This is a genomic window from Pseudorhodobacter sp. W20_MBD10_FR17, from assembly GCF_052119765.1.
Taxonomy (GTDB): Bacteria; Pseudomonadota; Alphaproteobacteria; order Rhodobacterales; family Rhodobacteraceae; genus Pseudorhodobacter.
This window is the reverse complement of sequence record NZ_JBGQOQ010000023.1, coordinates 13,729-36,577: the sequence shown is the minus strand read 5'-3', so window position 1 is coordinate 36,577 and position 22,849 is coordinate 13,729. Positions and strand designations below refer to the sequence as shown.

The following is a 22,849-nucleotide window of genomic DNA, read 5'->3' as shown; positions in this document are numbered from 1 at the left end:
CACCTTATGTTCTGTCACCTTTGGGCTTTACCCACAGTAACAGAATTAAACCAATAATAAACAGCCCGATAAGCGGGGCTATGCCGAGCTGCTGGCTGCCGGTGATGTCGGTTACAATCCCAATCGACAAAGGCGCGATGAAAGAAGTGGCCTTGCCCGACAGCGCATAAAGGCCAAAAACCTCGGTGATTTTATCGGGATGTGCCTGATACACGGTCATCGTCCGGCTGGCGGATTGCAACGCGCCCCCCGCCGCACCAATTACCGCGCCCATGATGTAAAACCCGATATCGGGCAGCGCCGATCCTTCGGCCACAGTCAGCCCAAAGACCGATGTTTTCGAAATCGTCACCACACCAATTGCCACCAGCGTTAGCACCAGCACGCAGACTGCAATCACGGGTTTGGGGCCAAAACGGCTGTCTGCCTTGCCGCCCAGCCACGCGAACACTGCACCCGTGATGGATGCTAAAATGCCAAAAATCCCGACGTTCACCACCGACCATTGCAGCACTCCTGCCGCATAAATCCCGCCAAACACATACATGCCGTTCAGCGCATCGCGGTAAAACATAGATGAGCCCAGATGCGCAAACAGGCTGCGCTGTCTGGGCAATGCCCGCAAACTGACTTTCAACGCAGGCCATGCCGATTTTGCCGCTGTTACGACGCCCAGCCCTTTGGCCCGCGCAGGCTCTCGCACCCACAGAAAAAACGGCACCATGAACACCGCATACCAAACCGCTGTCAGTGGCCCCACCGACCGCGTGCCTTCGCGCGCCGCCGCATCAAGCCCAAAGATTGGCGAAATCCCGATCAGGGTTTTGCCATTCGGCCCCTCGGCCAACAAAAGCAGCATGATAATCAGCGCAATCAACCCGCCAACATAGCCAAATGCCCAGCCCGAGCCTGAAATTCGGCCAATCTCGGCCTCGGTCCCCAAATCGGGCAGCATTGCGTTGGTGAAGATCGTGGCAAACTCCATCCCGATCATACCAATCGCAAAGGAAATCATCACCAGCGTCAGGTTAAAATTGTCGGGTGCCGCATACCACAGCCCCCACGCGCCGAGGAAATACATCACCGAAAACAGCGCAATAAACCGCATCCGCCCACCGGCCTTATCGGCGATCACCCCTAAAAACGGCGCCAGTACGGCGATGAACAGCCCCGCAAACCCGATGCCATAGCCCCAAGCCGCCTGCGCCGCCGAACCATCACCCAGCAAGTCGTTGATATAGGGGCCGAAAATAAAGGTGATCAGCAGGGTGTTATACGGCTGGCTTGCCCAATCGAAAAAGAACCAGCCCCAGATACGTTTTTTTGCCGATGTCATAAAGACCCCCAGATTTGCGTCGATCAAGCCCGAATCGACATAATTGCGCAAGCACTCTCTGGGGTTAGCCTTTCTCGGGGGGCCAAGGCCGCCCTGCATCGGCATCAATCCAATCCGTTACCCAATCCGGCAATTCAGGGCTTTGCGGCGATTGCGCCAACTGGCTCAACACCTCGGCCGGTGCCACAATCCCCGATTTTGATGTAATGGCTGACCGCAACAGCATATGGCTGGTGCAATCGCCGTCTTTCCACATGCTCTGCTCCATATAGATAAACTTGGCATCCCAACCGATACAGCGGCTGCGCATTTCAACCCGCTCAAACAGCCGGACCCGCCGCCGATAGCGCGTGCTGGCCCCTGCCACCGTCATGCCCCAACCGTTGCGTTTCAGGATTTTATGCAGCCCTGCACGTTGCCCCAAAGGCAGCCGCCCCAAATCATACAGCGTCAGCGTGCGCCCGTTGTTCAGCTCGCGCCACGGGTCAATATCTTGCGGCCAGCAGCGATGGTGACTGACATGCGTGCCTAAAATTGGCAGGGCAGGGGCGTCGCGAAATTTCCACAACTCTTTGAACATCCGAAAATAGGGGTACATCATGGGCTCCTTTGCCCATTTGGATGCCGCAGTGCGGCGCGATGGTCAAGCGAGACGCTGCGGAAACGGTTGTGCTTTGATGGCTGGGGCATTACCTATCTGCCAACCGAAAGTGGCCGGAGCCCCCAGAATGACCTCTTTGTTCCAAATCCTGATGATGATCTTGCAAATCGCCCAATTCATCATCTTTGCCCATATTATCATGAGCTGGCTGATCAACTTTCAGGTTCTAAACCTGCGCCAACCGCTTGTCGCCCAAATCTGGGACGGTCTGAACCGCACGTTGGAGCCGGTTTACAGCCGTGTTCGCGCATTCCTGCCGCAGGGCCTTGGCATTGATTTCGCGCCGCTGATTGTGTTGCTGGTGATCTACGGTTTGCGCATCGTTTTGGTCAACAATGCCGCTGTATTTTACTGATCTGAATGGCCACCCCTACCGACCTTCTCGCCTCTGTCTTTGGCTTTTCTGAATTTCGCCCCGGTCAGGCGGAAATCGTTGATGCCGTGTTGGCGGGGGAAAACACCTTGGCGATTATGCCGACGGGTGGCGGTAAAAGCCTGTGCTTTCAATTGCCTGCGCTGTGCCGTGAGGGTGTAACCGTCGTCGTCTCGCCGCTGATCGCCCTGATGCGTGATCAAGTGCGCGCGCTAAAGGCTGCGGGGGTCGAAGCAGGCGCTTTGACCTCGGGCAACACCGATGAGGAAACCGAAGAGGTTTTCGCCGCCCTTGATGAAGGCCGACTGAAACTGCTGTACCTTGCCCCCGAACGCCTTGGGTCATCTGCTGCCGTGCAAATGCTGCGGCGTGTGGGCGTGTCGGCGATTGCCGTGGATGAGGCGCATTGCGTATCGCAGTGGGGCCATGATTTCCGCCCTGATTATTTGCGGATCGGCGAGTTGCGACGCACGCTAAACGTGCCGCTTGCCGCCTTTACCGCCACTGCCGATGAAGAAACTCGCGCCGAGATTATCAACCGGCTGTTTGATGGTGAGACGCCCTCGACCTTTCTGCGCGGCTTTGACCGGCCCAATATCCACCTTGCCTTTCAGGTAAAGGATAACCCGCGCAAACAAATCCTTGCCTTTGCTGCCGATCGTAAGGGCCAATCCGGCATCGTCTATTGTGGCACCCGCGCCAAAACCGAAACACTCTCGCAGGCGCTGCGCGAGGCGGGCCACCCTGCAACCGCCTATCATGGCGGCATGGATGCCGAAGATCGCCGCGCCACCGAAGCCCGCTTTCAACGTGAAGACGGTTTGATCGTAGTGGCCACGGTGGCATTCGGGATGGGCATCGATAAACCCGATATCCGCTGGGTCGCCCATGCCGATTTGCCCAAGTCGATTGAGGGGTATTATCAGGAAATCGGCCGTGCGGGGCGGGATTCTGCCCCTGCTGAAACCCTAACGCTTTATGGCCCCGATGATATCCGCCTGCGCCGCAGCCAGATTGATGAAGGCATGGCCCCGAATGACCGCAAAGATGCCGATCATGCCCGTCTGAACGCCCTGCTGGGTTTGGCCGAGGCGACTGGTTGCCGCCGTGAGGTGCTGCTGCGTTATTTCGGTGAAGAGTCCAAACCTTGCGGCAATTGCGACATTTGTGACCGGCCTGCGCTGGTGTTTGACGCCACCGATGCCGTGCGCAAGGCGCTGTCGGCCATTCTGCGCACGGGTGAAAGCTTTGGCGCGGGCCATTTGATTGATATCTTAACCGGCAATGCCACAGCCAAGGTGGTGCAGCGCGGGCATGACCAATTGCCCACCTTTGCGGTTGGTAAAGAGCTGTCCAAGCCCGCATGGGGCGCTGTGTTCCGCCAGATGATGGGACGCGACCTCGTGCGCCCCGATACCGAACGCTACGGCGCGCTGCGCATGACCGATGCCGCCCGCCCGATCTTGCGCGGCGAAGAAAGCATCACCCTGCGCAAAGATACCATCCAATCGGCCACCGCGCGCCCTGTGGTGAAAACGCTGGTGTCTGAAGAAGACGCGCCATTGATGTCGGCGCTAAAGGCCAAACGTCGAGCGCTGGCCGAGGCGGCGCGCGTGCCGGCCTATGTCATTTTCCCCGACCGGACCTTGGTTGAAATGGTCGAACAAAAGCCCCGCGATCTGGACGATATGGCGCGGATCAACGGGATTGGCGCGAAAAAGCTGGAAAGCTATGGCGCTGCGTTTTTGGCCGTGATTACAGGGGCAGGGGCCGAGGCGCTGCACCCCCAGCGCATGCGGCTTGCAGGTCGTGATGCCGGTGCGATTTTCGACCGGCTGGCCGAGGTGCAGTTGCAGTTGCAGCGCGGGCCGGACGGGATTGATAAGCCGCTGTCTTGCACCCAAACCACCCTGCGCCACATCGCCGAGAAACGCCCGAGCTCGCTGGATGAGATGGACCGCATTCCCGGTATGGGCGGCCCAAAGACCGAGCGTTTCGGCGCAGCTTTTCTGGCCGCAATCGCGGGCGACTGACCCTCTAATCTGAGATATATCCAAATGCTGACTGTCATTTCCCCCGCCAAACGGCTTGATGAAAAAGCCACCCTGCCCGCAGGCCAGACCGCGACCCAGCCGGTGTTTTTGGCCGAGGCGGATGTTTTGGCGGATGTGGCGGCGAAGCTGACAGCCGCTAACTTGCGCAAGCTGATGCATATTTCCGAGCCATTGGCCAAGCTGAACGTGGATCGTTTCAAAGGCTTTGCCGAGGCCGAAACCCACCCTGCGGCGTTGTTTTTCGCCGGTGATACCTATGCGGGGTTGGAGGCGAAAACGCTTGATCCCGACGCGCTGCGATGGGCGCAAGATCACTTGCGGATTTTGTCGGGGCTTTATGGTGTGCTGCGGCCTTTGGATGGCATTAAGGCGTATCGGTTGGAAATGGGCAGTAAGCTGAAAAACCCGCGCGGGGCCGATCTCTATGCCTATTGGCGGGGCCAAGTGGCGGCGGCGTTGAACGCGCAGGCGGCCAAGACGGGGGCGAAAGCCTTGGTGAATTGCGCGTCGATTGAGTATTTTGGCGCGGTGGATACCGCTGCGCTAAGCATTCCGGTCATCACGCCGACGTTTCTTGAGGATAAAAACGGCGAGGCCAAGATTGTCAGTTTCTATGCCAAGAAAGCACGCGGCGCGATGGCGCGTTTCATTGCCGAGAACCGTTTGACCGACCCTGACAGCCTGCAAGGGTTTGATGTGGGTGGGTATATGTTTGATGCGGCGCGGTCTGCGCCGATGGCGCCGGTGTTTATCCGCGCTGTCTGATTTGGTGGAGTGCGGGCGTTTGGTGGCGGGGGTGCTCGCCCCCCCCCTTGCCCTGACTGGCAATTCCCTAATGCGGTTTGTTTACAAACCAAGATATGATTGCCCTTAAAGAATAGGGCAGATGGATATTTATGCCGAAAAGAAAGCGGGGATTATTGGTCTTGGGCCAGTAGGGCCTGAAGGCCTGCGCGGTAGTCGGGGTGGATGAGGTTTACGCCGAGTTCCGTTTTGATCCGGTCATTTCGCACACGTTTGCTTTCGGCATAAAAGCTGCGGGCCATTGGGGTCATTTCGGCGGTTTCCCAGTTTTCGGCGGGCGGGATGGGCAGGCCGAGCAGTTCGGCCGCAAAGGCGATAACATCTTCGGGTGGGGCGGGGTCATCATCGCAGACGTTATAGATTTGCCCCGGGTTGGGCTGGGCGATAGACGCGGCAAGGGTTTGTGCGATGTCATCGACATGGATGCGCGAGAAGACTTGGTTTGGTTTAAGGATGCGGCGGGCGGTGCCTTCGCGCACCTTGGCAAAGGGGCCGCGATCTGGGCCATATATCCCTGCCAGCCGAAAGATATGCAGCGGCAGGCCAAGCGCTTGCCATGCTTGTTCGGCGGCAACCCTGTGTTGGCCGCGCCGTGTGCTGGGGGAAAGGGGTGTTTCCTCATCAACCCAATCGCCTTGATGGTCGCCGTAAACGCCGGTGGTGGACAGATACCCCACCCATTCTAGCGATGCGCTGGCGATGTCATCGCTGTGCTGTGTCAGCACCGGATCGCCGGCGGCATCGGGCGCGATAGAGCTGAGCAGATGTGTGGCGCGGGCAAGCGCGGGGGCAAGCGGGGTGCCGGGCCAGATTATGGGCTCTACCCCAATGGCGCGCAAGGCATCAGCGCCCGCTGCATCGCGGGTGGTGCCGATGATATGCCAGCCTTGCGGCGCCAGCACTTTGCCAAGCGCCTGCGCCGAATAGCCGTGACCCAGAGAGAGAAGTGTTTTCATCAGGTTATTATCTGCGGCGCGGGGTTTTGGTGCAACTTGATTTTTGCATGTCGCAAGCTTGTGATGTTAAGGCGCGATAGCTGGGGCGTTGCAATTCAGGCTTGCGAAATGGTGCAAGAACGCCCTTAATGCCTGATCATTTTTGATAAGAAAAAGAAAAAGCAAATGAACAACGATAAGAAACTACCCGTTTTGACCCCGCAGCACCCTGTTAGCGACAGCTTTACATCGGCTGAACTGGCGGTTGACCGGCTGGAGGAATTGTATTCCGAGGCGACCGAGTTTTTGACGCAGCATTTCAGCGCGACTGTCAGCGGGGGCAGGCCCGAGGGCCGCGTGCGCGCGCATTACCCCGAAATTCGCCTGACTACGACTAGCTTTACCAAAAGCGACAGCCGCCTAAGCTTTGGCCATGTGGCGCAGCCCGGCACCTATTCAACCACGATCACCCGTCCTGATTTGTTCCGCAAATACCTGATCCAGCAGATTGACCTGCTGATGAAAAACCACGGTGTAACCGTAGAAATCGGGCCATCGGATACGCCTATTCCCGTGCATTTCGCGGTGGCGGGCAAGCCCGAGGTTTCTATTCCGCAAGAGGGGGTGTTGGATTTCAGCCTGCGTGATGTGTTTGATGTGCCGGATTTGGCGACGACGAATGATGATATCGTGAATGGCACGCGGATTGCCCATGCCGATGGGTCGTTCCCGCTGGCGCCGTTTACCGCGCAGCGAGTGGATTACAGCCTTGCGCGTTTGACGCATTATACCGCCACCGCCCCCGAGCATTTTCAAAACCATGTGCTGTTTACCAACTATCAGTTTTATGTTGAGGAGTTTGAGGCCTTTGCCCGTGAAATGCTGGCCGATCCTGCCAACGGCTATATAGAATTTGTGGGTACGGGGAATGCGATATTGACCACGGCGGATGGGGCAATGCCTGTGCCGTTGAAACTGCCGCAAATGCCGACCTATCATCTAAAGCGTGCCGACGGGCAGGGGATTACCTTGGTCAATATAGGCGTTGGCCCCAGCAATGCCAAAACCGCGACCGACCATATAGCCGTGCTGCGGCCGCATGCGTGGATGATGGTGGGGCATTGTGCTGGCCTGCGCAACAGCCAGTCCTTGGGTGATTTCGTGCTGGCCCATGCCTATTTGCGCGAAGACCACGTGCTGGATGATGACTTGCCCGTCTGGGTACCTATCCCTGCATTGGCCGAGATTCAGATTGCCTTGGAAAGCGCGGTGGCCGATGTGACCCAGCTGGAAGGGTACGAGCTGAAGCGGATCATGCGGACGGGCACTGTGGCCACGATCGACAACCGCAACTGGGAGTTGCGGGACCAATCCGGCCCGGTCAAGCGGCTTTCGCAATCGCGGGCGATTGCGCTGGACATGGAAAGTGCCACGATTGCCGCCAACGGTTTCCGGTTTCGGGTGCCATACGGCACCTTGCTGTGTGTGTCGGATAAGCCCTTGCATGGTGAGCTGAAGCTGCCTGGCATGGCATCGGATTTCTACAAAACCCAAGTGGCGCGGCATTTAAAAATTGGCATTCGGGCCATGGAGCGTTTGCGCGAAATGCCGCTGGAGCGCATACACAGCCGCAAGTTGCGCAGCTTTGAAGAAACAGCTTTCTTGTGATCGGGCTGCTATTCGGCGTTTGCTATGGGGAAAACCCGCCGAAAGCAGTGTGTTTGTTGGAATTTGCACTTGATTTAGGCGTGAAAAACCTATGTAGCGGGGCATCCGCCCCTATGGGCTGCAAAGGCCCGCAAGTGACGGGGCAAGACAATGGAGACAGGACTTATGAACAAGCCAATGACCAAGACGCAGCTGATTGCAGCGCTGGCCGAAGAAATGGGCGCAGACAAGAAAACCGCAACCACAGCTCTTGAAGCTGTTGCTGCGCTGGTTACCCGTGAAGTGGCTGCTGGTGGCGCGATCACGCTGCCAGGCCTAGGCAAAATGGCTTGCCGCGCACGTCCAGAGCGTCAGGTGCGTAACCCAGCAACGGGCGAAACCATGACCAAAGCAGCCGACAAGCAGGTGAAATTCACCATCGCTAAGGCATTGAAGGATTCGGTCAACGACTGATCCAAACTTTCGGCTTTGCCAAAGTTTTTAGGCCGCCCCAGTATTGGGGTGGCCTTTTTTGTTGCCGTGGGGTTTTGTGACGAAAAAGGAGCGTGTTCATGCCGAACAAAGACACTGCTGTTGCTATGGCACGCTATGACCTGTGGCAGAATGAAACCCTGATCACGGCGGCAGGGGCAAAGTCGGGTGATACCGATCTTGCCATTATGCTTGCCAAGTTTAAGGCGATGTAACCCGTTATGGATTTTCGCGCGATATTCATGGGGCTGGCATTTGCGTTTATGTGGTCGTCGGCGTTTACCTCGGCGCGTATGATCGTGGCCGATGCGCCGCCGCTAACCGCGCTGGCACTGCGGTTTTTGGTGTCGGGTTTGATCGGGGTCGCGATTGCCGCGGCGTTGGGCCAAACCGCGCGGCTGACACGGGGCCAGTGGCGCGCGACGATCATTTTTGGCATCTGCCAAAATGCGCTGTACCTTGGGTTCAACTTTGTCGCGATGCAATGGATCGAGGCATCGCTGGCGGCCATCGTGGCATCTACCATGCCTTTGCTTGTGGCGCTGGGCGGCTGGGCGATTTACCGCGAACGGCTGCGGCCTTTGGGCTATGCGGGGTTGATTGCGGGTGTGATTGGCGTGGCGATCATCATGGGCCACCGTATTTCAGATGGTGTAGACCTGACGGGCCTGCTGTTTTGCGGTATTGGCGCCGTAGCGCTTGCCTTTGCCACGCTGACAATGCGCGGTACGGCGGGGGGAGGCAACTTGCTTATGGTGGTGGGGTTGCAGATGCTTGTTGGGGCCAGCCTATTAGCAGTGGCCGCCTTTGCACTGGAAAGCTGGGATATTAACTGGACACCACGGCTGGGCCTTGCGTTTGCCTATACGACCTTGGTGCCGGGGCTGCTGGCGACGTGGTTGTGGTTCTTGCTGGTGGCGCGGATCGGTGCGGTACGGGCTGCGGCGTTTCACTTTTTGAACCCGTTTTTCGGGGTTTTGGTTGCGTCCATTTTGCTGGGGGAAAGCCTGACGTTGTGGGATGTTGCCGGCGTTATTATTATCGCAGGCGGGATTTTGGCAGTGCAGCTGGCCCGCGTTCAACTAACGAGTGTGCGGCGGGCCAGCGCGAATTAAGCAGCGTCCAATGATTTGGTGCGTAGGTGTGCGGGCCGTGCGGCACAACGGGCCACCCAATCGGTGATCAGCGGATCATCTGGCAACATCTCGGCAAACCAAGCGTAGGGAGAATACACTAATAGGTCAGCCGCCGAATAGTGGTCGCCCAGCAACCAAGGGCCGTATTCCAGCGCAGCATGAATGCGGGAAATCGCAGCCGCGTGGTCACGAAAGGTGCTGGCAAGGCCGGGGTGCTCCATCTCCAAGGCCGCAAACACGATCACCGGCTCCATGACCGAACCGTACCAGTACATCCACGTCAGGAATTCGCCACGCTTCGGATCGCCGATCTTTGGCGCAAGGTCGCTCGGGAACAGTTCCAGCAAATATAGCATAATCGCGCCGGTCTCGGAAATCAGCGTACCGTCATGGTCCAAACACGGTACTTTGCCTTCTGGGTGCGGGTTAGACGGGTCGCGCGCGCCAGTGCCATCCCGGCGGGGAATGGTGACGCGTTTGATGGTGACTTTGTCGCCAATTCCCATTTCGTCAATCAGTGTCAGGATACGTGACGAACGGGATGGTGCTGCGTGATAAAGCGTTAGCATGGCTATTCCTTTGCGGTTTTCTATGGGGGTGGTATAGCGAGGGCATCCTGTCAATAACCGTCAGTATGTCATGGCCCGCTCTGATCGTCTTTTTCGCTTGTTGGATGCGCTGCGCCGCCTGCCTGCGCCCGTAACAGCGGCACGGCTGGCGTTGGAAACCGAAGTGTCGGAACGTACGCTTTACCGCGATATTGAAACCTTGCGGGCAGGGGGCGCGTTGATCGATGGCGCGCCGGGCTATGGCTACACCCTGACCGAAGACCCCGCGCTGCCGCCGCAAATGTTCACGCGGCTAGAGGTCGAGGCGCTGGTGCTGGGGCTGGCCGAGGTGCGCATGGCGGGCGACCCGGCCTTGGTACAAGCGGCCGAGGCGGCGCTGGCCAAGATCACAGCAACCTTGCCCGAACGGGTGCAGCGCCAAGCGATTCATGCCGTGCATCAAACCTACCGCTTTGACCGCCGCCCACCCGCGCCCGCAGCGCTTGCGCTTATCCGTCAGGCCTGCTGGGATGAGGTGGTGGTCGAAATCAGCTATACGCATAAAGTAGGGGCGCAATCGACCCGCCGTATCTGGCCGTTGTCTGTGGTGTTTTTGGATCGCACGTTGATGTTGCTGGCGTGGTGTTGCATGCGCCAAGGGTTCCGCAAGTTTCACCTCCACCAGATCGCCGAGGCAAAGGCCACAGACGATTCGTTTCGTCCGCGTCGCGTGCCAATGCTGAGGGAGTTTTTGCAAGATATGCGCCGCGAAGGGCAAGCACGCCGAGGCGCACTTGGCGCACCGCCGCCTTAGTTCAGCTGAAACTGTAACGGATAGCGCCCGTCTTCAAAGTCGCCAAACAGGTCGGACAGGTCGGGGTGATCCACCGGTTCGCCCGTTTCATCCGGCATCAGGTTTTGCTCGGATACATAGGCCACATAATAGCTTTGGTCATTCTCGGCCAGCAGGTGATAGAACGGCTGGTCCTTTTTCGGGCGGCTGTCTTCGGGGATGTTTTCATACCATTCGTCAGTATTGGAAAACATCGCATCCACATCAAACACCACACCCCGAAAGGGATGCTTGCGATGGCGCAATACTTGGCCCAAATGATATTTCGCGCGTGATTTCAGCATTTATTGCATCCTCTGACTGTGCTTAGTACTCCTTTGCATCAGGTCTTGTCCACAGGGCAGGCGTCAGAATAGGGAAACAGTCTGTGAACCTCATCTTAACAGTCTTGCAAATCGTGGCGCCGGTCGGGCTTTTGGCGGGGGTCGGCTTTGCTTGGGTCAAGGCCGGCTTTGAATACCGGATGGAGTTTGTGACCCGCCTTGCGATGACACTGGCCACGCCTTGCCTGATCTTTACCGCCCTGATGAAAACCGAGATTGAGCGGTCTGCGCTGGCCGATCTGTTGCTGGCGGCGATCACCGCTTACGGCGTGCTGACGCTGGTGTTTTGGGGGCTGACCCGCGTGCTGCGGCTGGAACGGCGGACGTATTTGTCGCCGCTGATCTTTGGCAACACGGGCAACCTTGGCCTTCCATTGGCGATGTTTGCCTTTGGGCAGGCGGGTCTTGGCTATGCGGTGGTCGTGTTTGCGGTGGCGGGAATTTGGGGGTTTACCTTTGGGGTTTGGTTGGTCAGCCACGGCGGCTCACCCCTAAGGGTGTTAAAAGAGCCGCTGGTCGCCGGCACCCTGCTGGGCGCGTTGTTTTTGTGGCAAGGCTGGCACACGCCGCAATGGTTGACCAACTCACTTGACCTGATCGGGCAAATGGCGATTCCGTTGATGCTGATCACGCTGGGCGTGGCTGTGGCGCGGCTGGCGCCGGGGCGGCTGGGGCAGGCGGTCTGGCTGTCGGTGCTGCGTGTTATCGTTTGCCTCTGTGTTGGCGTGGCCGTGGGGCAGGTGTTCGCGTTGGAACCTGTCGCAATGGCGGTACTGATTTTGCAGGTGAGCACGCCGGTTGCGGTGACCACCTATATGCTGGCCAGCAAATACGGGGCCGATGGCGATGCCGTGGCGGGGATGGTGATTGTGTCTACCCTGCTGTCGGTAGTGACATTGCCGCTCACTCTCGCATTTCTGATCTAAGGTTTTGCGCTGCCCCATTTCCCTTTGCTGCTTTTTGCCCTATGTTGGAAAAAAAGAATAAAGTGCGAGGGGCATAATGAGCAGGTTTCTCCGCGCGTCGATTTTAATGTTGTTGCTAAGCTCTTGTGGCGGCGGCAACTTCTCGGCGCCACGTGATTTGGACAACGCATGTAGTATCGTGCGCGAACGCCCCGAGTATTACCGGGCGATGAAGGCGAGTGAGCGCAAGTGGGGCGTGCCTGTGCATGTTCAAATGGCGACCATTCACCAAGAATCGAAATTTATCGGTGATGCCAAGACCCCGCACAACTATGTGCTGGGGGTCATCCCGATAGGCCGCCAAAGTTCAGCCTATGGCTATAGCCAAGCGCTGGATGCCACTTGGGAAGAGTATCAAAGTGAACAGCGCCGCGGTAGCGCCCGCCGTGACCGTATTTCAGACGCGACCGACTTTATGGGGTGGTACATGGACCAAACCGAAAAGAGCCTTGGCATTTCCAAATGGGATGCCCGTGCCCACTATCTTGCCTACCATGAGGGGCGCACCGGTTATGCGCGCGGCAGCTATAACGCCAAGCCATGGCTGCTGGTGGTTTCGCAAAAAGTTGCAGATCGTGCCGACATGTATCGCGGCCAATTGGCCGGCTGCGGGCGCTAAAGCCTATCTGAATAGGACAATAAAAACGGGGGCCAATGTGCCCCCGTTTTCATTTGATCAGGTTAAAACGGCTTGCGAACAGCCTTAGTTTCGCCGCCGTGTGGCATAGGTGATGTCGAACAACGAGGCTGACAGTTTTGCACCTTTGGTCATCTCGCCCAAAATCACCGTGGTCTCGGCACCGCTATCATCGCGGATGATCCACTGGCGCAGTTCGGTCGGGCCTGCGGTAAACACCATTTCAATAGAGCCATATTCCGGATGCTCGGGGTCTTGGGCGCGAACGCGGGTGGTATTGCCGTCAATCGTGTGGCCGACAACCATCTTGGCGCGGGCCAAATCGACGTTTTCGGCCAGAATGATCGATAGTGGCGTCCGCGACAGCGGGTATTGCTCGGGTGGTTGGTTCGACTTGGCATCAAAAATCGCCACCTGTCCACCGCCCGCCAGCACAAGGTTTTTATCAGGCGGGTTATATTCGAACCGCGCGCGACCCGGGCGCTGGATGAAAAGGGTTCCGGTAGAGATTGAGCCATCTGAATTGATTTGCGTAAACTCGACCTGTGCCGTCGTCAAAGCGTTCAGATAGCTTGAAATGTCTTTCAGCGGGATTTTATCGGCTGCGGCAGGCACGGCCAAAAGCGTAAGCACCGCCATCGCCGAAAACGGCAAGGCGAGGGTGCGGAAAAACGATCTACGGTTCATAGTCTGGCTCACTCCTGAGGTGTCTTGCAGTCAATATAGGCATGCAGGGGGCAGGGTGCACCCCTTTGCAGTAAACGACACAAGGAAGTGAGCGGGGCTTTGCCCGTGGAGTGGGAAGATTCGGCAAGGGATAGGGCTTTGGGTTTGGTCTGGACTAAGAAACCAAACCCAAAACGCAGCAATCTGTAAGCGGCCCTAGTGCTCTGGCAACAAAATTTCGCGTTTGCCGACGTGGTTGGCGGCGGTCACAACGCTGTTTTCTTCCATCTGTTCAACCAACTTGGCGGCTTTGTTATAGCCGATGCCCAGCTTGCGCTGGATGTACGAGGTCGAGCATTTGCGATCTTTGGCCACCACGGCAACCGCCTGATCGTACAGCTCATTCTCGCTGGAATCGCCGGAGCCAAGACCCAAAACAAGGTCTATATCGCTTTCCTTGTCTTCGTCCACGCCTTCAACCACGCCCGACATATAGGTCGGCGGACCGTAAGATTTCAGGTGGTTGACGATTTCCTCAACCTCTTCGTCTGACACAAACGGCCCGTGAATACGGGTGATTTTCGCGCCACCCGCCATGTAAAGCATATCGCCCATGCCCAACAGTTGCTCGGCCCCCATTTCACCCAGAATCGTCCGGCTGTCGATTTTCGAGGTCACCTGGAACGAAATTCGCGTTGGGAAGTTGGCCTTGATCGTGCCCGTAATCACGTCCACAGACGGGCGCTGTGTGGCCATAATCAGGTGGATGCCCGAGGCGCGTGCCATTTGGGCAAGTCTCTGAATGCAGGCTTCAATCTCTTTGCCTGCCACCATCATCAGATCGGCCATCTCATCGACGACCACCACGATATAGGGCAGCGAGACTGGTGTATCTTCTTCGGTTTCAAACACCGGCTCGCCGGTATCATCGTCAAATCCGGTCTGGATCGTGCGTTTGAACATCTCGCCTTTGGCAAGTGCTTCGCGGACCTTGCCGTTATAGCCCTCGATGTTACGCACGCCCATCCGCGACATTTTGCGGTAGCGTTCTTCCATCTCGCCGACGGTCCATTTCAAGGCGATAACTGCCTTTTTCGGGTCGGTCACAACGGGAGACAGCAGGTGCGGAATACCGTCATAAACCGACAGTTCCAGCATCTTGGGGTCGATCATGATCAGGCGGCATTCTTCGGGCGACAGTTTGTACAGCAGTGACAAAATCATCGTGTTGATCGCCACCGATTTACCAGAACCCGTGGTCCCTGCGATCAGCAGGTGGGGCATCTTGGCAAGGTTGGCCACGATCGGCTCGCCTGCAATATCCTTGCCAAGCGCAAGCGGCAGGTTCATCGCGCTATCGCCAAAGTCACGCGCCGCCAGAATTTCGCGCAGCACAACCTTTTCGCGCCATGCGTTCGGCAATTCGATCCCGATAACCGACCGGCCCGGAACGGTAGAAACCCGCGCCGACAGCGCCGACATTGACCGCGCGATATCATCGGCAAGGCCAATAACACGGCTGGCCTTTAGGCCGGGCGCCGGTTCAAGCTCGTATTGTGTAACAACAGGGCCGGGGCGCACGGCGACAATCTCGCCCTTAACGCCGTAATCATCCAGCACCGATTCCAGCATCCGCGCGTTTTCTTCTAGCGCTTCCTCGGGCAGGGTGTGGCGCTTTACTGTGTCGGGGCTGGCCAGCAGGCCCAAGGGTGGCAGTTCATACGTCGGTGTATTGTCTTCAAACTTCAGGTTGGGTTGCGCCTCGGCGATGGCTTGGCGCGATGGCACAATCGGTTTTTTGGCAACAGGCTGAACAACGCGTCGCTGTTCGACAACCGGCGGCCGCATAACAGGTGCCAGAGTTGTATGCGCATGCGCGGGTGGAACAGTAGCGGTTGGCGTTGCCACGCGGATCAGGCTGGGCTTGATCGTGGGCTCTGGCGCAAACGGCTCGTCCTGACCAGCATCATACCCATCGTCGGCGTAAAAGTTATGGTCGGAAAGGGGTGTGCTTTGGTCGCTGGCATCAGCTGCATAGGCGTCATGCATATCTGCAAAGCCCCTGTCATCGGCTTGCCAATCCTCGGTTACTGGCAGTGGTGGCGCTTTGGGCAGGGCCGCGCGGGTGGTGGCCGCGGTTGCAGCCAGGCGGGCCATGTTAGGGCCGACTTGCGGCATCGCAGAAGGCGCCGCGGCGATCACGGGCGGCTCTGGCGGCAAGCCCACGGGTTGCTTGTTGCGCGGTGTCGCGATCAACGGCACAGGGCCACGACGCCCCATAACGGGTGGCTCGCGCCGTGCAAGGGCGGCTTGCACTGCCGTTTGAACGGTTGGCTGCTGGCCTGCAGGCACAGGGCCGCCACGCGCGCGGATAACATCACTGATCCGCGCCTTGATACGGTCTTCGCTGGGCAGATTAGTCTGTTCGGCCAAAGCCATTATGGGCTGCTCGGGCTGATGGCCGGTTGCCGCGCGGCGAATCATTTGTGGCATACGTGCCAAAAGACCCGACTTTTCGGCAGGCATTTGTGGCGCCGCGTCATAGCTATGAGCATCGTCATACGCTTGGTCCGCATAATTCACAGGCGCGTGGATTTCAGGCGTGCGCTTGCCGCTTGGGCGCAAAGAGGCAGGGCGGCCAAAGCCAGAGCCCGAGGCAACCCCTACAGATTTATCGGCATTCAATGGTTCGGCGCGCAAGGACTTGGACGGCATATGCCGCGCCGGTGCAGATTGCCCCGCGATTTTGCCCCGCATTTGGGTGGGCTGCATCGCGCCTGCAAAGGGCTCGTCATAGACAACCTCATCATATCGGCTGTGATCTTGGACCTGATGTGCCGCCATTTCACGCCGCGCACGTTTCTTTTCGGCGAGGCTTTGTGCCGCCGATTGCGCCGCGCGCGCCGTGCCAGCCGCCGAACGGCCTGCCAGCGACAAAACAAACGCATAGGTGGTGACAACGCCAAGCAAAACAAACCGGCGGATCGCTGTTAGTTCGCGTGCGTCAAAGCCGGTGACAAACAGGCTCATCGCCAGCAGGCTTGCACCCGAGATAACCGACAACACCTTTAGGCCAAATCCCGCATCTACCGGCAAAATTGCCAGCATCGCGCCCGAAACCGTATCGCCAAACAACCCGCCAAGGCCAATCGCGGCATGGGGCCAGTTTGCACCGGGCACATGCGTCGAGGCAAAAACCGAGGCCAAGGCCACAGCGATGACGGCAAAGACCACACGGCCCATCGCGCGGTCTTCGCCACGATGCGAAATAAAGCGAAGCCCCCAAGCTGTAAGGATCAGTGGAATCCCCCACGCGCCAAGCCCGCCAATGATAAACAAAGTCGAGGAAACCGAGGCCCCAAGCTGCCCCAACCAGTTGTTTACAGGGTCATCGGTGGCCATCATCCAGCCCGGATCATTGGCCGAATAGCTGCCCAACATTGCCGCAAACATCAACGCCAGAGCAATTAGTCCGGCACCCATAAGCTCGCGTCCGCGCCGCTCCAGCATCGCTGCTGTGTTCTGGTCTACCAGTGGGTCGCGCTGTCTAACTTGATAAGATGCCATGGTTTACCGTCCTTGCCCGTAGAGACAGTCGCGAAGCTGGGTCAGCCCGCGCTGCGTTTCTTCTTTTGGGGCGACAAGTGCCACCCGAATATAACCTGCGCCAGGGTTTTCACCCGCCACATCGCGCGACAAATAGGCGCCGGGCAGAACCCGAACCCCTGTCTCACGCCATAATTTTAACGCGGCCTCTTCGCCGTCTTGCACCGGAAGCCACAGGAAAAAACCGGCTTGTGGTGGTTGATACCCTTGCATTCCGTCAAAAATACGGTCGGCAAGTACGAATTTTTCGACATAGAGCGCACGAGAGGCAATGACATGCGCCTCATCATTCCATGCCGCTTCGGATACTTTTTGGATCGGCAGCGGTAGGGGCGCGCCGGCAAAAGCCCGCAACTGGCGAATACGCGCCATCGACTGCACGCCGCCTGCAACAAAGCCCGACCGCAACCCCGGCAGGTTTGACCGTTTCGACAGCGAATGAAAGGTCAACGCGCGCTCTGGGTCGGCGTCCACCGCCTCGGCCACGGCCAAGATGCCGGGGGGCGGGGTGTCGCGGTAAATCTCGGCATAGCATTCGTCGGCAAAGATTTTGAAATCGTGCTTTCCGGCCAAGGCCAGCAGATCGGCCCAATAATCGGTGCTGGCCACAGCGCCCTGCGGGTTGGCGGGCGAACATAAGTAAGCAATCGCCGTGCGGTCCAGCACGTCACGCGGCAGGCTGGCGTAATCTGGCAAAAAGCCGGTGGCGGCGGTCGCAGGCACATAAACCGGCTCGGCCCCCATCGCCAATGCGGCCACGGCATAAACCTGATAAAACGGGTTCGGCATCAGAATGACAGGCCGTTTGCCGCCCTTAAATTCCGGGCACAGCGCCACGGCGGCGTTGAAAAGCCCTTCGCGCGTACCGTTCAAGGCCATGATTTGATTGGGATTTAGCGCCACGTCATAGCGCCGCCGTATCCAGCCTGCGATAGCCGCCAGCAAGTCGGGCGTGCCGTCATTCGGCGGGTAAACCGCAAAGCCGTTCAGGTTTGCCGCCAAAATCGGCCCAACAAAATCGGGCATAGCATGGCGCGGCTCGCCAATCGTCATGGCGATTGTTTCCCCCCCAGCGGGGTGTGAATCCAGAAGCGACCGCAAGCGCGGAAACGCGTATTCTGGCAGGTTCGAAAACCGCTCAGGAAATGTCATTGCTGCCTCATCTCGTCGGGGTCATGTCGCCCCGTTTGACCCCATGATAGCGAGGGATTGTCCGCCGGTCCAGAAAAACGCTTTGATTTTGTGCGTTTGGGGGTGGGGATTGTGTCTTTTTCGTACCTTATCCACAATCCATAGCCGGGACGTGGCAGCATTTAGCGCAAGACGGGTGTTAGCCCAACGCGCGTTCCGCTGCCGAAGCCAGCCGCAGCAGCCGTTCCTCTTGCATGGGGCCGGCAAAAAACATGATGCCGCAAGAGGGCTGGCCAGTGGGCAGGGTCATGCTGCTGACACCGAACATATTGCCGATCCGCGTGTTGCGCAGCGCCAGCATGTTTTCGTGGTTGAAATAGTCCTTGTCATCCAAAAGGCGCTGCACGTTGGGTGGCAATATCGGCGAGGTGGGCAAAATTACTGCGTCATATTCGGCAGTTTTGCGCGCCCAGATGTCGCGCAGCACCTCTAGCCTGCGCCAGCCTGCAACATAATCGGGGCCGGAAAACGCAAGGCCCGCCCGAAAGCGCTCTAAAACGCGGGGGAACATCTTTTCGGGGGCCTGTTCAATCAGCTTGCCCCAAGTGCCATAAGCCTCGGCGGTGAACAGCATGCCGGAGAGGGCCATCGCCTCTTCTACCTCGGGGATTTTGGCAGTTTCAATCCGCGCGCCAGAACGGGCCAGCCCCGCAACCGCGCCTTCAAACCCGCGTGCAGGCTCTGCGCGCAAATCGTCCAGCGCCATGGTATCTAACATTAAAAGCCGCGTGCCCTTTAGGCTTGCCCCTGCCAGATCGGCCGGTTTTCCGCCCTCCATCGCGGCCAGCAACAACGCGCAATCTTCAACGCTGCGGGCCAGTGGGCCTACGGTATCAAACCGTTCGCACAGCGGCACCACGCCCTTTAGCGATAGCCTGCCTGAGGTGGTTTTCAGCCCGACCAAATCATTCCAAGCCGCCGGAATGCGAACCGACCCGCCCGTATCCGACCCGATCCCAGCAGGCGCCAGCCCAAACGCAATCGACGCCGCAGCCCCGGATGAAGACCCCCCAGGCACGGCCTTTGGATCATTCACACAAGGCGGTGTCGCGGTAACAGGGTTCAGCCCCAGCCCCGAAAACGCCAGCTCGGACATGTGGGTTTTGCCCAAGCAGACCAGCCCTTGCGCGGTGGCGGTGGTTAGCACTTCGGCATCCGTTTCAGGAACACGGCCCGCCAGCAACGCCGAACCTGCCTCACACGGCGCGCCCGAGGCATCGAACAGGTCTTTCCACGAAATCGGCACGCCGTCGAGCAGGCCAATCCGCTGCCCTGCCTTTGCACGGTCAGCCGCCGCCATAGACATGGACCGCGCACGGCGCGGGGTGGTGCGGGAATAGATGCGTTTGGCCTCGGGGTGGCGATCAATCGCGTCAAGGAAAGCTTCCGTCAACTCTACCGCGTTGATCTTGCCTGCCTCAATCCCACGGCCCAAATCTGCTGCCGTCATCCAAAGCCAATTGCCTGCCATAACCCACCTTTTTCCGTTGTTGCGTAAGGCTAGCGTTAACCCCCGCATCGGACAATAGACTATGACGGCGCGCCGCATGGACAAAGCGACCAAAAGCCTCATATTGGCGGCATGAAACATGATGCTGATATTCTGATCGTAGGTGGCGGGTTGAATGGCCCTGCTTTGGCACTGGCTTTGGCAGGGGGCGGTTTGCGCGTCACGGTGGTTGATGCCCGCCCTGCACCCGCGCGGGCAGAGGCGGGGTTTGACGGCCGCGCCTATTCGCTGGCGCTGGCGTCAAAACGGTTGCTTTCGGTGATCGGCGTTTGGCCGCAGATTGCGGATAAGGTGCAACCGATTTTGGAAATTAAGGCCAGTGACGGCCATGCAGGTGCAGGTGCCGCACCGTTTTTTCTGCATTTTGACCATGCCGAGATTGAGGAAGGCCCGATGGGCTTTATGGCCGAGGACCGCCATCTCTATGCAGCGTTTCTGGCGGCGATGGAGGCGGTGCCGAATATCACCCTGTTGTCGGGCGAAACGGTAACCGCGCAAAGTATTGATGCTTCGGGTGCCTCTGTCACACTGGCTTCGGGGCCTGTGCTGACCGCGCGTCTGCTTGTGGGCTGCGATGGTCGTGCAAGTGGCACCGCCCAGCGGGCTGGTATTTCGCGCAGCGGTTGGGGCTATGGCCAAACGGCGCTGGTGACAGCCGTTACGCATGCGCTGCCCCACCACGGCATAGCGCATCAGTTTTTCATGCCGCAAGGGCCGCTGGCGATTTTGCCGCTGCCTGGCAACCGCAGTTCGATTGTCTGGAGCGAAACCGACGCCCGCGCGGCGCAAATCTCGGCGTTGAATGATGCGGATTATCTAAATGCCCTGCGCCCGCGTTTTGGGGATTTCTTGGGCGAGATTGCACTTGCAGGCACCCGTTTTACCTATCCGCTGAATCTGACGCTGGCCAATAGCTTTGTTGCCCCCCGCTTGGCCTTGGTGGGGGATGCCGCGCATGGGGTGCATCCGATTGCAGGGCAGGGGTTGAACCTTGGGCTGCGGGATGTGGGCGCGCTTGCGCAGGTGGTGATAGAGGCTGCGCGGCGGGGCGAAGACATCGGCGCTGTGGATGTGCTGGAGCGGTATCAGCAATGGCGGCGGTTTGATACGACCACGCTTGCGTTGGGTATGGACGGGGTTAACCGGCTGTTTTCCAATGATAACCCGCTGCTGCGTTTGGGTCGTGATCTGGGCATGGGCGCGGTGAATGCATTGCCCGGCCTGCGCCGCCGCTTTATTCGAACGGCGGCAGGGCTAGAGGGCGACCTGCCGCGCCTTTTGCAGGGCAAGCAGATTTAGGCGGTTTATTCAGCGTCTTTTGCTGCGGCCTTTTTGGCCTCGGCTGCGGCTTTCATGCGTGCCAGCAATTCAGCCTTTTGGTTTTCCCCGCCGTAAGGGTTTTTGTCGCTGCCCTTGGCGTTATGTTCGGAATAGCGTGGCGTGTTTTTGCCCATTTTTACGGCTCCCGATGCGTTGTAATCCATGATCGACTCCTGATGCAACTTGCGTGCTTTTGCCTGAAAGACCGTGTCGCCGCAATGCCAGCAACCAAAGGGCCACCGAATTTTCGTGGAAAATTCAGGTTTTTCGGCGAAAAACCGTCGTTACGCCCAAATCATTCGTTTTATCGCGGTGGCATGTGCGGGTGTTGCAGCGAGGCTATCCAAGGCAAAACCCTGCGCCGCGCTTAGCAAATCGGCCTCATCTGTGATGCGGTCAATCAAGCCCCACGCCAGCGCTTCATCTGCCGCAATCTTTTGCCCAGCGACCAAGATCATTGACGCCCGCGCAGGCCCAACCAGCCGCACCAGCCTTGGCACATCAGATGGTTGCGGCAAAAAACCCAGCTTCATCACCGGATAGAAAAACTTGGCCCCCGCCACAGCAATCCGCACATCACAGGCCAGCGCCATACCCATCGCGCCGCCTGCCAATGTGCCGTTCAATGCGGCAATTGTCAGGCAAGGCAGTGCGGCAATTGCGCCTGACAGCCTTTCCCAAAGCGCGCTTGTGGCCAGCCCTGCATGCGCCTCTTCCAAATCAGCGCCTGCCGAAAACACGCGGCCCTTGCCGGTGATAATCAACGCGCGCGCGCACTCGGCCCCTGCGCGTTCGGCTATATCGGCCAAATCGGCCAGCATTGCGCCGGTCAGAGAGTTGGCCTTTTCAGGCCGGTTGATCGTGGCAGCCCATACGCCGCCGTCAATAGCCAGATCAATCATGCGATCAGCCCTGCGGCACGGCGAATGCCTTCATCGCGCACTGAAACCTCTTGTCCCAGCCAATCGTCACCACCCGCGCCGCACATCCACAGCATCACCTGCGCGGGCCATTCGGCGGGGATATGCACCGCAGGGTCAAGCTGGCTGACAGGGTTTATCCCGCTGGCCTTGATCTTTACCTGCATCTCGGTCGCGACCGTGCCGGGTGACATGCCCATGATCCGCAGGCCATTCGCGGATTCCTCAAGATGCGCGGCGCGGGTCAACATGGCGGCCCCCGCCTTGCCAGCGCAATAGGCGCTCCACCCTTCCAAAGGATTGTGCGCCGCACCCGAGGACACAGTGATAATTGTGCCGCCACGCGCCCGCATCAGCGGAATTGCAGCCCGCATGCCATAGAAAACGCCCTTGAGGTTGATATCAATCGCACGGCCCCAATCGTTCACATCGGCATCTGTGATCCGGGCTATTGGATCGATAACACCCGCATTACCGATCAGCACATCCAGCCCGCCGCACGTATCCACGATCTGCGCCATGGCACCCGCAACCGCGTCTGCATCGCCAACATCGCAGGCAATGGCCATTGCGCCGCGCCCGATTTCATCGGCCAAAGCCGAAATTTCATCGGCCGAGCGTGCCAGCAACACCACCCGTGCGCCTGCATCTGCAAACACGTGCGCCGTTGCGGCCCCAATCCCGCGGCTTGCGCCTGTAATCGCCACAACTTTGCCCTGCATCTTTGCATCCCTTTAGCTGTTTCTACCAAGGCTAACGCAGCGCTTGCGCTCATGCCAGCCTTCTTGCGCGGCCTTGCGCAAATCACGGGAACGTGGACCAAACAGGCCGCATCCCCCCTTGACCCAGCCTTTGCCCGCGCCGATGCTGTT

23 protein-coding genes are annotated in these 22,849 nt (G+C 58.6%); 11 read left to right on the top strand and 12 right to left on the bottom strand.

The window, feature by feature from the left end; translation table 11 throughout:
- Positions 1-4: 4 nt before the first annotated feature.
- Together ACEN2J_RS14880 and ACEN2J_RS14875 are read right to left on the bottom strand one after the other, a co-directional pair.
- On the bottom strand, positions 5-1,336 hold the full coding sequence (locus ACEN2J_RS14880) for an MFS transporter (protein ID WP_442106894.1): 1,332 nt from the start codon (positions 1,334-1,336) through the stop codon (positions 5-7).
- A 64-nt stretch (positions 1,337-1,400) separates the two neighbouring features.
- Positions 1,401-1,934, bottom strand: a complete 534-nt coding sequence (locus tag ACEN2J_RS14875) for an acyl-CoA thioesterase (RefSeq protein ID WP_442106893.1) — start codon at positions 1,932-1,934, stop codon at positions 1,401-1,403.
- A gap of 130 nt (positions 1,935-2,064) precedes the next feature.
- Here ACEN2J_RS14875 and ACEN2J_RS14870 point away from each other — a divergent pair, with 130 nt between their 5' ends.
- Genes ACEN2J_RS14870 through yaaA form a run of 3 tightly spaced genes read left to right on the top strand, consistent with a single transcriptional unit; the run spans position 2,065 to position 5,189 of the window.
- A complete protein-coding gene (locus ACEN2J_RS14870; RefSeq protein ID WP_442106892.1) occupies positions 2,065-2,352 on the top strand; it encodes a YggT family protein in 288 nt (95 codons plus the stop codon).
- Positions 2,353-2,357: 5 nt separating this feature from the next.
- The gene (gene recQ / locus ACEN2J_RS14865) at positions 2,358-4,403 is read left to right on the top strand and encodes a DNA helicase RecQ (RefSeq protein WP_442106891.1); all 2,046 of its coding nucleotides are present in this window, start codon (positions 2,358-2,360) and stop codon (positions 4,401-4,403) included.
- A gap of 24 nt (positions 4,404-4,427) precedes the next feature.
- The gene (gene yaaA / locus ACEN2J_RS14860; protein WP_442106890.1) at positions 4,428-5,189 is read left to right on the top strand and encodes a peroxide stress protein YaaA; all 762 of its coding nucleotides are present in this window, start codon (positions 4,428-4,430) and stop codon (positions 5,187-5,189) included.
- A 152-nt stretch (positions 5,190-5,341) separates the two neighbouring features.
- Here the strand turns inward: yaaA and ACEN2J_RS14855 are convergent, their stop codons facing one another.
- Positions 5,342-6,184 (bottom strand): SDR family oxidoreductase, encoded by an 843-nt coding sequence (locus ACEN2J_RS14855; RefSeq protein WP_442106889.1) that lies wholly within the window; start codon positions 6,182-6,184, stop codon positions 5,342-5,344.
- A gap of 165 nt (positions 6,185-6,349) precedes the next feature.
- Here ACEN2J_RS14855 and ACEN2J_RS14850 point away from each other — a divergent pair, with 165 nt between their 5' ends.
- The 4 genes from ACEN2J_RS14850 (at position 6,350) to ACEN2J_RS14835 (ending at position 9,417) form a co-directional block, all read left to right on the top strand.
- Entirely contained in the window at positions 6,350-7,831 is a 1,482-nt protein-coding gene (locus ACEN2J_RS14850) for an AMP nucleosidase (RefSeq protein WP_442106888.1), read from the top strand.
- Between the two features lie 165 nt (positions 7,832-7,996).
- Complete coding sequence (locus ACEN2J_RS14845) at positions 7,997-8,284, top strand: HU family DNA-binding protein (RefSeq protein ID WP_050522019.1); 288 nt, start codon at positions 7,997-7,999, stop codon at positions 8,282-8,284.
- A 98-nt stretch (positions 8,285-8,382) separates the two neighbouring features.
- Positions 8,383-8,517, top strand: coding sequence for a hypothetical protein (locus ACEN2J_RS14840; RefSeq protein WP_442106887.1), 135 nt, complete (start codon positions 8,383-8,385; stop codon positions 8,515-8,517).
- Positions 8,518-8,523: 6 nt separating this feature from the next.
- On the top strand, positions 8,524-9,417 hold the full coding sequence (locus tag ACEN2J_RS14835; protein WP_442106886.1) for a DMT family transporter: 894 nt from the start codon (positions 8,524-8,526) through the stop codon (positions 9,415-9,417).
- Here the strand turns inward: ACEN2J_RS14835 and ACEN2J_RS14830 are convergent.
- A complete protein-coding gene (locus ACEN2J_RS14830; protein WP_442106885.1) occupies positions 9,414-10,007 on the bottom strand; it encodes a glutathione S-transferase family protein in 594 nt (197 codons plus the stop codon). The two genes, ACEN2J_RS14835 and ACEN2J_RS14830, sit on opposite strands and share 4 nt — an antisense overlap.
- Positions 10,008-10,077: 70 nt before the next feature.
- Between ACEN2J_RS14830 and ACEN2J_RS14825 the strand changes: the two genes are divergently transcribed.
- Positions 10,078-10,800: a helix-turn-helix transcriptional regulator gene (locus tag ACEN2J_RS14825; protein ID WP_442106884.1), complete on the top strand. Its 723-nt coding sequence runs from the start codon at positions 10,078-10,080 to the stop codon at positions 10,798-10,800.
- On the opposite strand, the gene hspQ is transcribed toward ACEN2J_RS14825, so the two are convergent.
- A complete protein-coding gene (hspQ, locus tag ACEN2J_RS14820) occupies positions 10,797-11,123 on the bottom strand; it encodes a heat shock protein HspQ (RefSeq protein WP_442106883.1) in 327 nt (108 codons plus the stop codon). The genes ACEN2J_RS14825 and hspQ overlap by 4 nt on opposite strands.
- Positions 11,124-11,206: 83 nt before the next feature.
- Here hspQ and ACEN2J_RS14815 point away from each other — a divergent pair, with 83 nt between their 5' ends.
- Positions 11,207-12,088 carry an AEC family transporter gene (locus ACEN2J_RS14815; RefSeq protein ID WP_442106882.1) on the top strand — a complete coding sequence of 294 codons (882 nt, stop codon included), beginning with the start codon at positions 11,207-11,209 and terminating at the stop codon, positions 12,086-12,088.
- Positions 12,089-12,164: 76 nt separating this feature from the next.
- Positions 12,165-12,746, top strand: coding sequence for a transglycosylase SLT domain-containing protein (locus ACEN2J_RS14810; RefSeq protein WP_442106881.1), 582 nt, complete (start codon positions 12,165-12,167; stop codon positions 12,744-12,746).
- Positions 12,747-12,830: 84 nt separating this feature from the next.
- On the opposite strand, the gene ACEN2J_RS14805 is transcribed toward ACEN2J_RS14810, so the two are convergent.
- The 4 genes from ACEN2J_RS14805 to ACEN2J_RS14790 form a co-directional block, all read right to left on the bottom strand.
- Positions 12,831-13,403: a LolA family protein gene (locus ACEN2J_RS14805; protein ID WP_442106927.1), complete on the bottom strand. Its 573-nt coding sequence runs from the start codon at positions 13,401-13,403 to the stop codon at positions 12,831-12,833.
- Positions 13,404-13,646: 243 nt separating this feature from the next.
- Positions 13,647-16,997 (bottom strand): DNA translocase FtsK 4TM domain-containing protein, encoded by a 3,351-nt coding sequence (locus ACEN2J_RS14800; protein ID WP_442106880.1) that lies wholly within the window; start codon positions 16,995-16,997, stop codon positions 13,647-13,649.
- Between the two features lie 3 nt (positions 16,998-17,000).
- Entirely contained in the window at positions 17,001-18,188 is a 1,188-nt protein-coding gene (locus tag ACEN2J_RS14795; RefSeq protein ID WP_442106879.1) for an aminotransferase class I/II-fold pyridoxal phosphate-dependent enzyme, read from the bottom strand.
- Between the two features lie 178 nt (positions 18,189-18,366).
- A complete protein-coding gene (locus ACEN2J_RS14790) occupies positions 18,367-19,698 on the bottom strand; it encodes an amidase (RefSeq protein WP_442106878.1) in 1,332 nt (443 codons plus the stop codon).
- Positions 19,699-19,809: 111 nt separating this feature from the next.
- Here ACEN2J_RS14790 and ACEN2J_RS14785 point away from each other — a divergent pair, with 111 nt between their 5' ends.
- Positions 19,810-21,036, top strand: a complete 1,227-nt coding sequence (locus tag ACEN2J_RS14785) for an FAD-dependent monooxygenase (protein WP_442106877.1) — start codon at positions 19,810-19,812, stop codon at positions 21,034-21,036.
- Between the two features lie 5 nt (positions 21,037-21,041).
- On the opposite strand, the gene ACEN2J_RS14780 is transcribed toward ACEN2J_RS14785, so the two are convergent.
- The 3 genes from ACEN2J_RS14780 to ACEN2J_RS14770 all read right to left on the bottom strand — a co-directional run bounded on the left by ACEN2J_RS14780 (position 21,042) and on the right by ACEN2J_RS14770 (position 22,699).
- Entirely contained in the window at positions 21,042-21,221 is a 180-nt protein-coding gene (locus ACEN2J_RS14780) for a hypothetical protein (protein ID WP_442106876.1), read from the bottom strand.
- Between the two features lie 120 nt (positions 21,222-21,341).
- Complete coding sequence (locus ACEN2J_RS14775; RefSeq protein ID WP_442106875.1) at positions 21,342-21,959, bottom strand: enoyl-CoA hydratase/isomerase family protein; 618 nt, start codon at positions 21,957-21,959, stop codon at positions 21,342-21,344.
- The gene (locus ACEN2J_RS14770; protein ID WP_442106874.1) at positions 21,956-22,699 is read right to left on the bottom strand and encodes an SDR family oxidoreductase; all 744 of its coding nucleotides are present in this window, start codon (positions 22,697-22,699) and stop codon (positions 21,956-21,958) included. The genes ACEN2J_RS14775 and ACEN2J_RS14770 overlap by 4 nt, the downstream gene beginning before the upstream one ends.
- Positions 22,700-22,849 lie beyond the last annotated feature (150 nt).

Bases quoted from the DNA above. Each gene is read 5' to 3' on its own strand.
- ACEN2J_RS14880 (WP_442106894.1), bottom strand. From the start codon at position 1,336: ATGACATCGGCAAAAAAACGTATCTGGGGCTGGTTCTTTTTCGATTGG.
- ACEN2J_RS14875 (WP_442106893.1), bottom strand. From the start codon at position 1,934: ATGTACCCCTATTTTCGGATGTTCAAAGAGTTGTGGAAATTTCGCGAC.
- ACEN2J_RS14870 (WP_442106892.1), top strand. From the start codon at position 2,065: ATGACCTCTTTGTTCCAAATCCTGATGATGATCTTGCAAATCGCCCAA.
- recQ (WP_442106891.1), top strand. From the start codon at position 2,358: ATGGCCACCCCTACCGACCTTCTCGCCTCTGTCTTTGGCTTTTCTGAA.
- yaaA (WP_442106890.1), top strand. From the start codon at position 4,428: ATGCTGACTGTCATTTCCCCCGCCAAACGGCTTGATGAAAAAGCCACC.
- ACEN2J_RS14855 (WP_442106889.1), bottom strand. From the start codon at position 6,184: ATGAAAACACTTCTCTCTCTGGGTCACGGCTATTCGGCGCAGGCGCTT.
- ACEN2J_RS14850 (WP_442106888.1), top strand. From the start codon at position 6,350: ATGAACAACGATAAGAAACTACCCGTTTTGACCCCGCAGCACCCTGTT.
- ACEN2J_RS14845 (WP_050522019.1), top strand. From the start codon at position 7,997: ATGAACAAGCCAATGACCAAGACGCAGCTGATTGCAGCGCTGGCCGAA.
- ACEN2J_RS14840 (WP_442106887.1), top strand. From the start codon at position 8,383: ATGCCGAACAAAGACACTGCTGTTGCTATGGCACGCTATGACCTGTGG.
- ACEN2J_RS14835 (WP_442106886.1), top strand. From the start codon at position 8,524: ATGGATTTTCGCGCGATATTCATGGGGCTGGCATTTGCGTTTATGTGG.
- ACEN2J_RS14830 (WP_442106885.1), bottom strand. From the start codon at position 10,007: ATGCTAACGCTTTATCACGCAGCACCATCCCGTTCGTCACGTATCCTG.
- ACEN2J_RS14825 (WP_442106884.1), top strand. From the start codon at position 10,078: ATGGCCCGCTCTGATCGTCTTTTTCGCTTGTTGGATGCGCTGCGCCGC.
- hspQ (WP_442106883.1), bottom strand. From the start codon at position 11,123: ATGCTGAAATCACGCGCGAAATATCATTTGGGCCAAGTATTGCGCCAT.
- ACEN2J_RS14810 (WP_442106881.1), top strand. From the start codon at position 12,165: ATGAGCAGGTTTCTCCGCGCGTCGATTTTAATGTTGTTGCTAAGCTCT.
- ACEN2J_RS14805 (WP_442106927.1), bottom strand. From the start codon at position 13,403: ATGGCGGTGCTTACGCTTTTGGCCGTGCCTGCCGCAGCCGATAAAATC.
- ACEN2J_RS14800 (WP_442106880.1), bottom strand. From the start codon at position 16,997: ATGGCATCTTATCAAGTTAGACAGCGCGACCCACTGGTAGACCAGAAC.
- ACEN2J_RS14795 (WP_442106879.1), bottom strand. From the start codon at position 18,188: ATGACATTTCCTGAGCGGTTTTCGAACCTGCCAGAATACGCGTTTCCG.
- ACEN2J_RS14790 (WP_442106878.1), bottom strand. From the start codon at position 19,698: ATGGCAGGCAATTGGCTTTGGATGACGGCAGCAGATTTGGGCCGTGGG.
- ACEN2J_RS14785 (WP_442106877.1), top strand. From the start codon at position 19,810: ATGAAACATGATGCTGATATTCTGATCGTAGGTGGCGGGTTGAATGGC.
- ACEN2J_RS14780 (WP_442106876.1), bottom strand. From the start codon at position 21,221: ATGGATTACAACGCATCGGGAGCCGTAAAAATGGGCAAAAACACGCCA.
- ACEN2J_RS14775 (WP_442106875.1), bottom strand. From the start codon at position 21,959: ATGATTGATCTGGCTATTGACGGCGGCGTATGGGCTGCCACGATCAAC.
- ACEN2J_RS14770 (WP_442106874.1), bottom strand. From the start codon at position 22,699: ATGCAGGGCAAAGTTGTGGCGATTACAGGCGCAAGCCGCGGGATTGGG.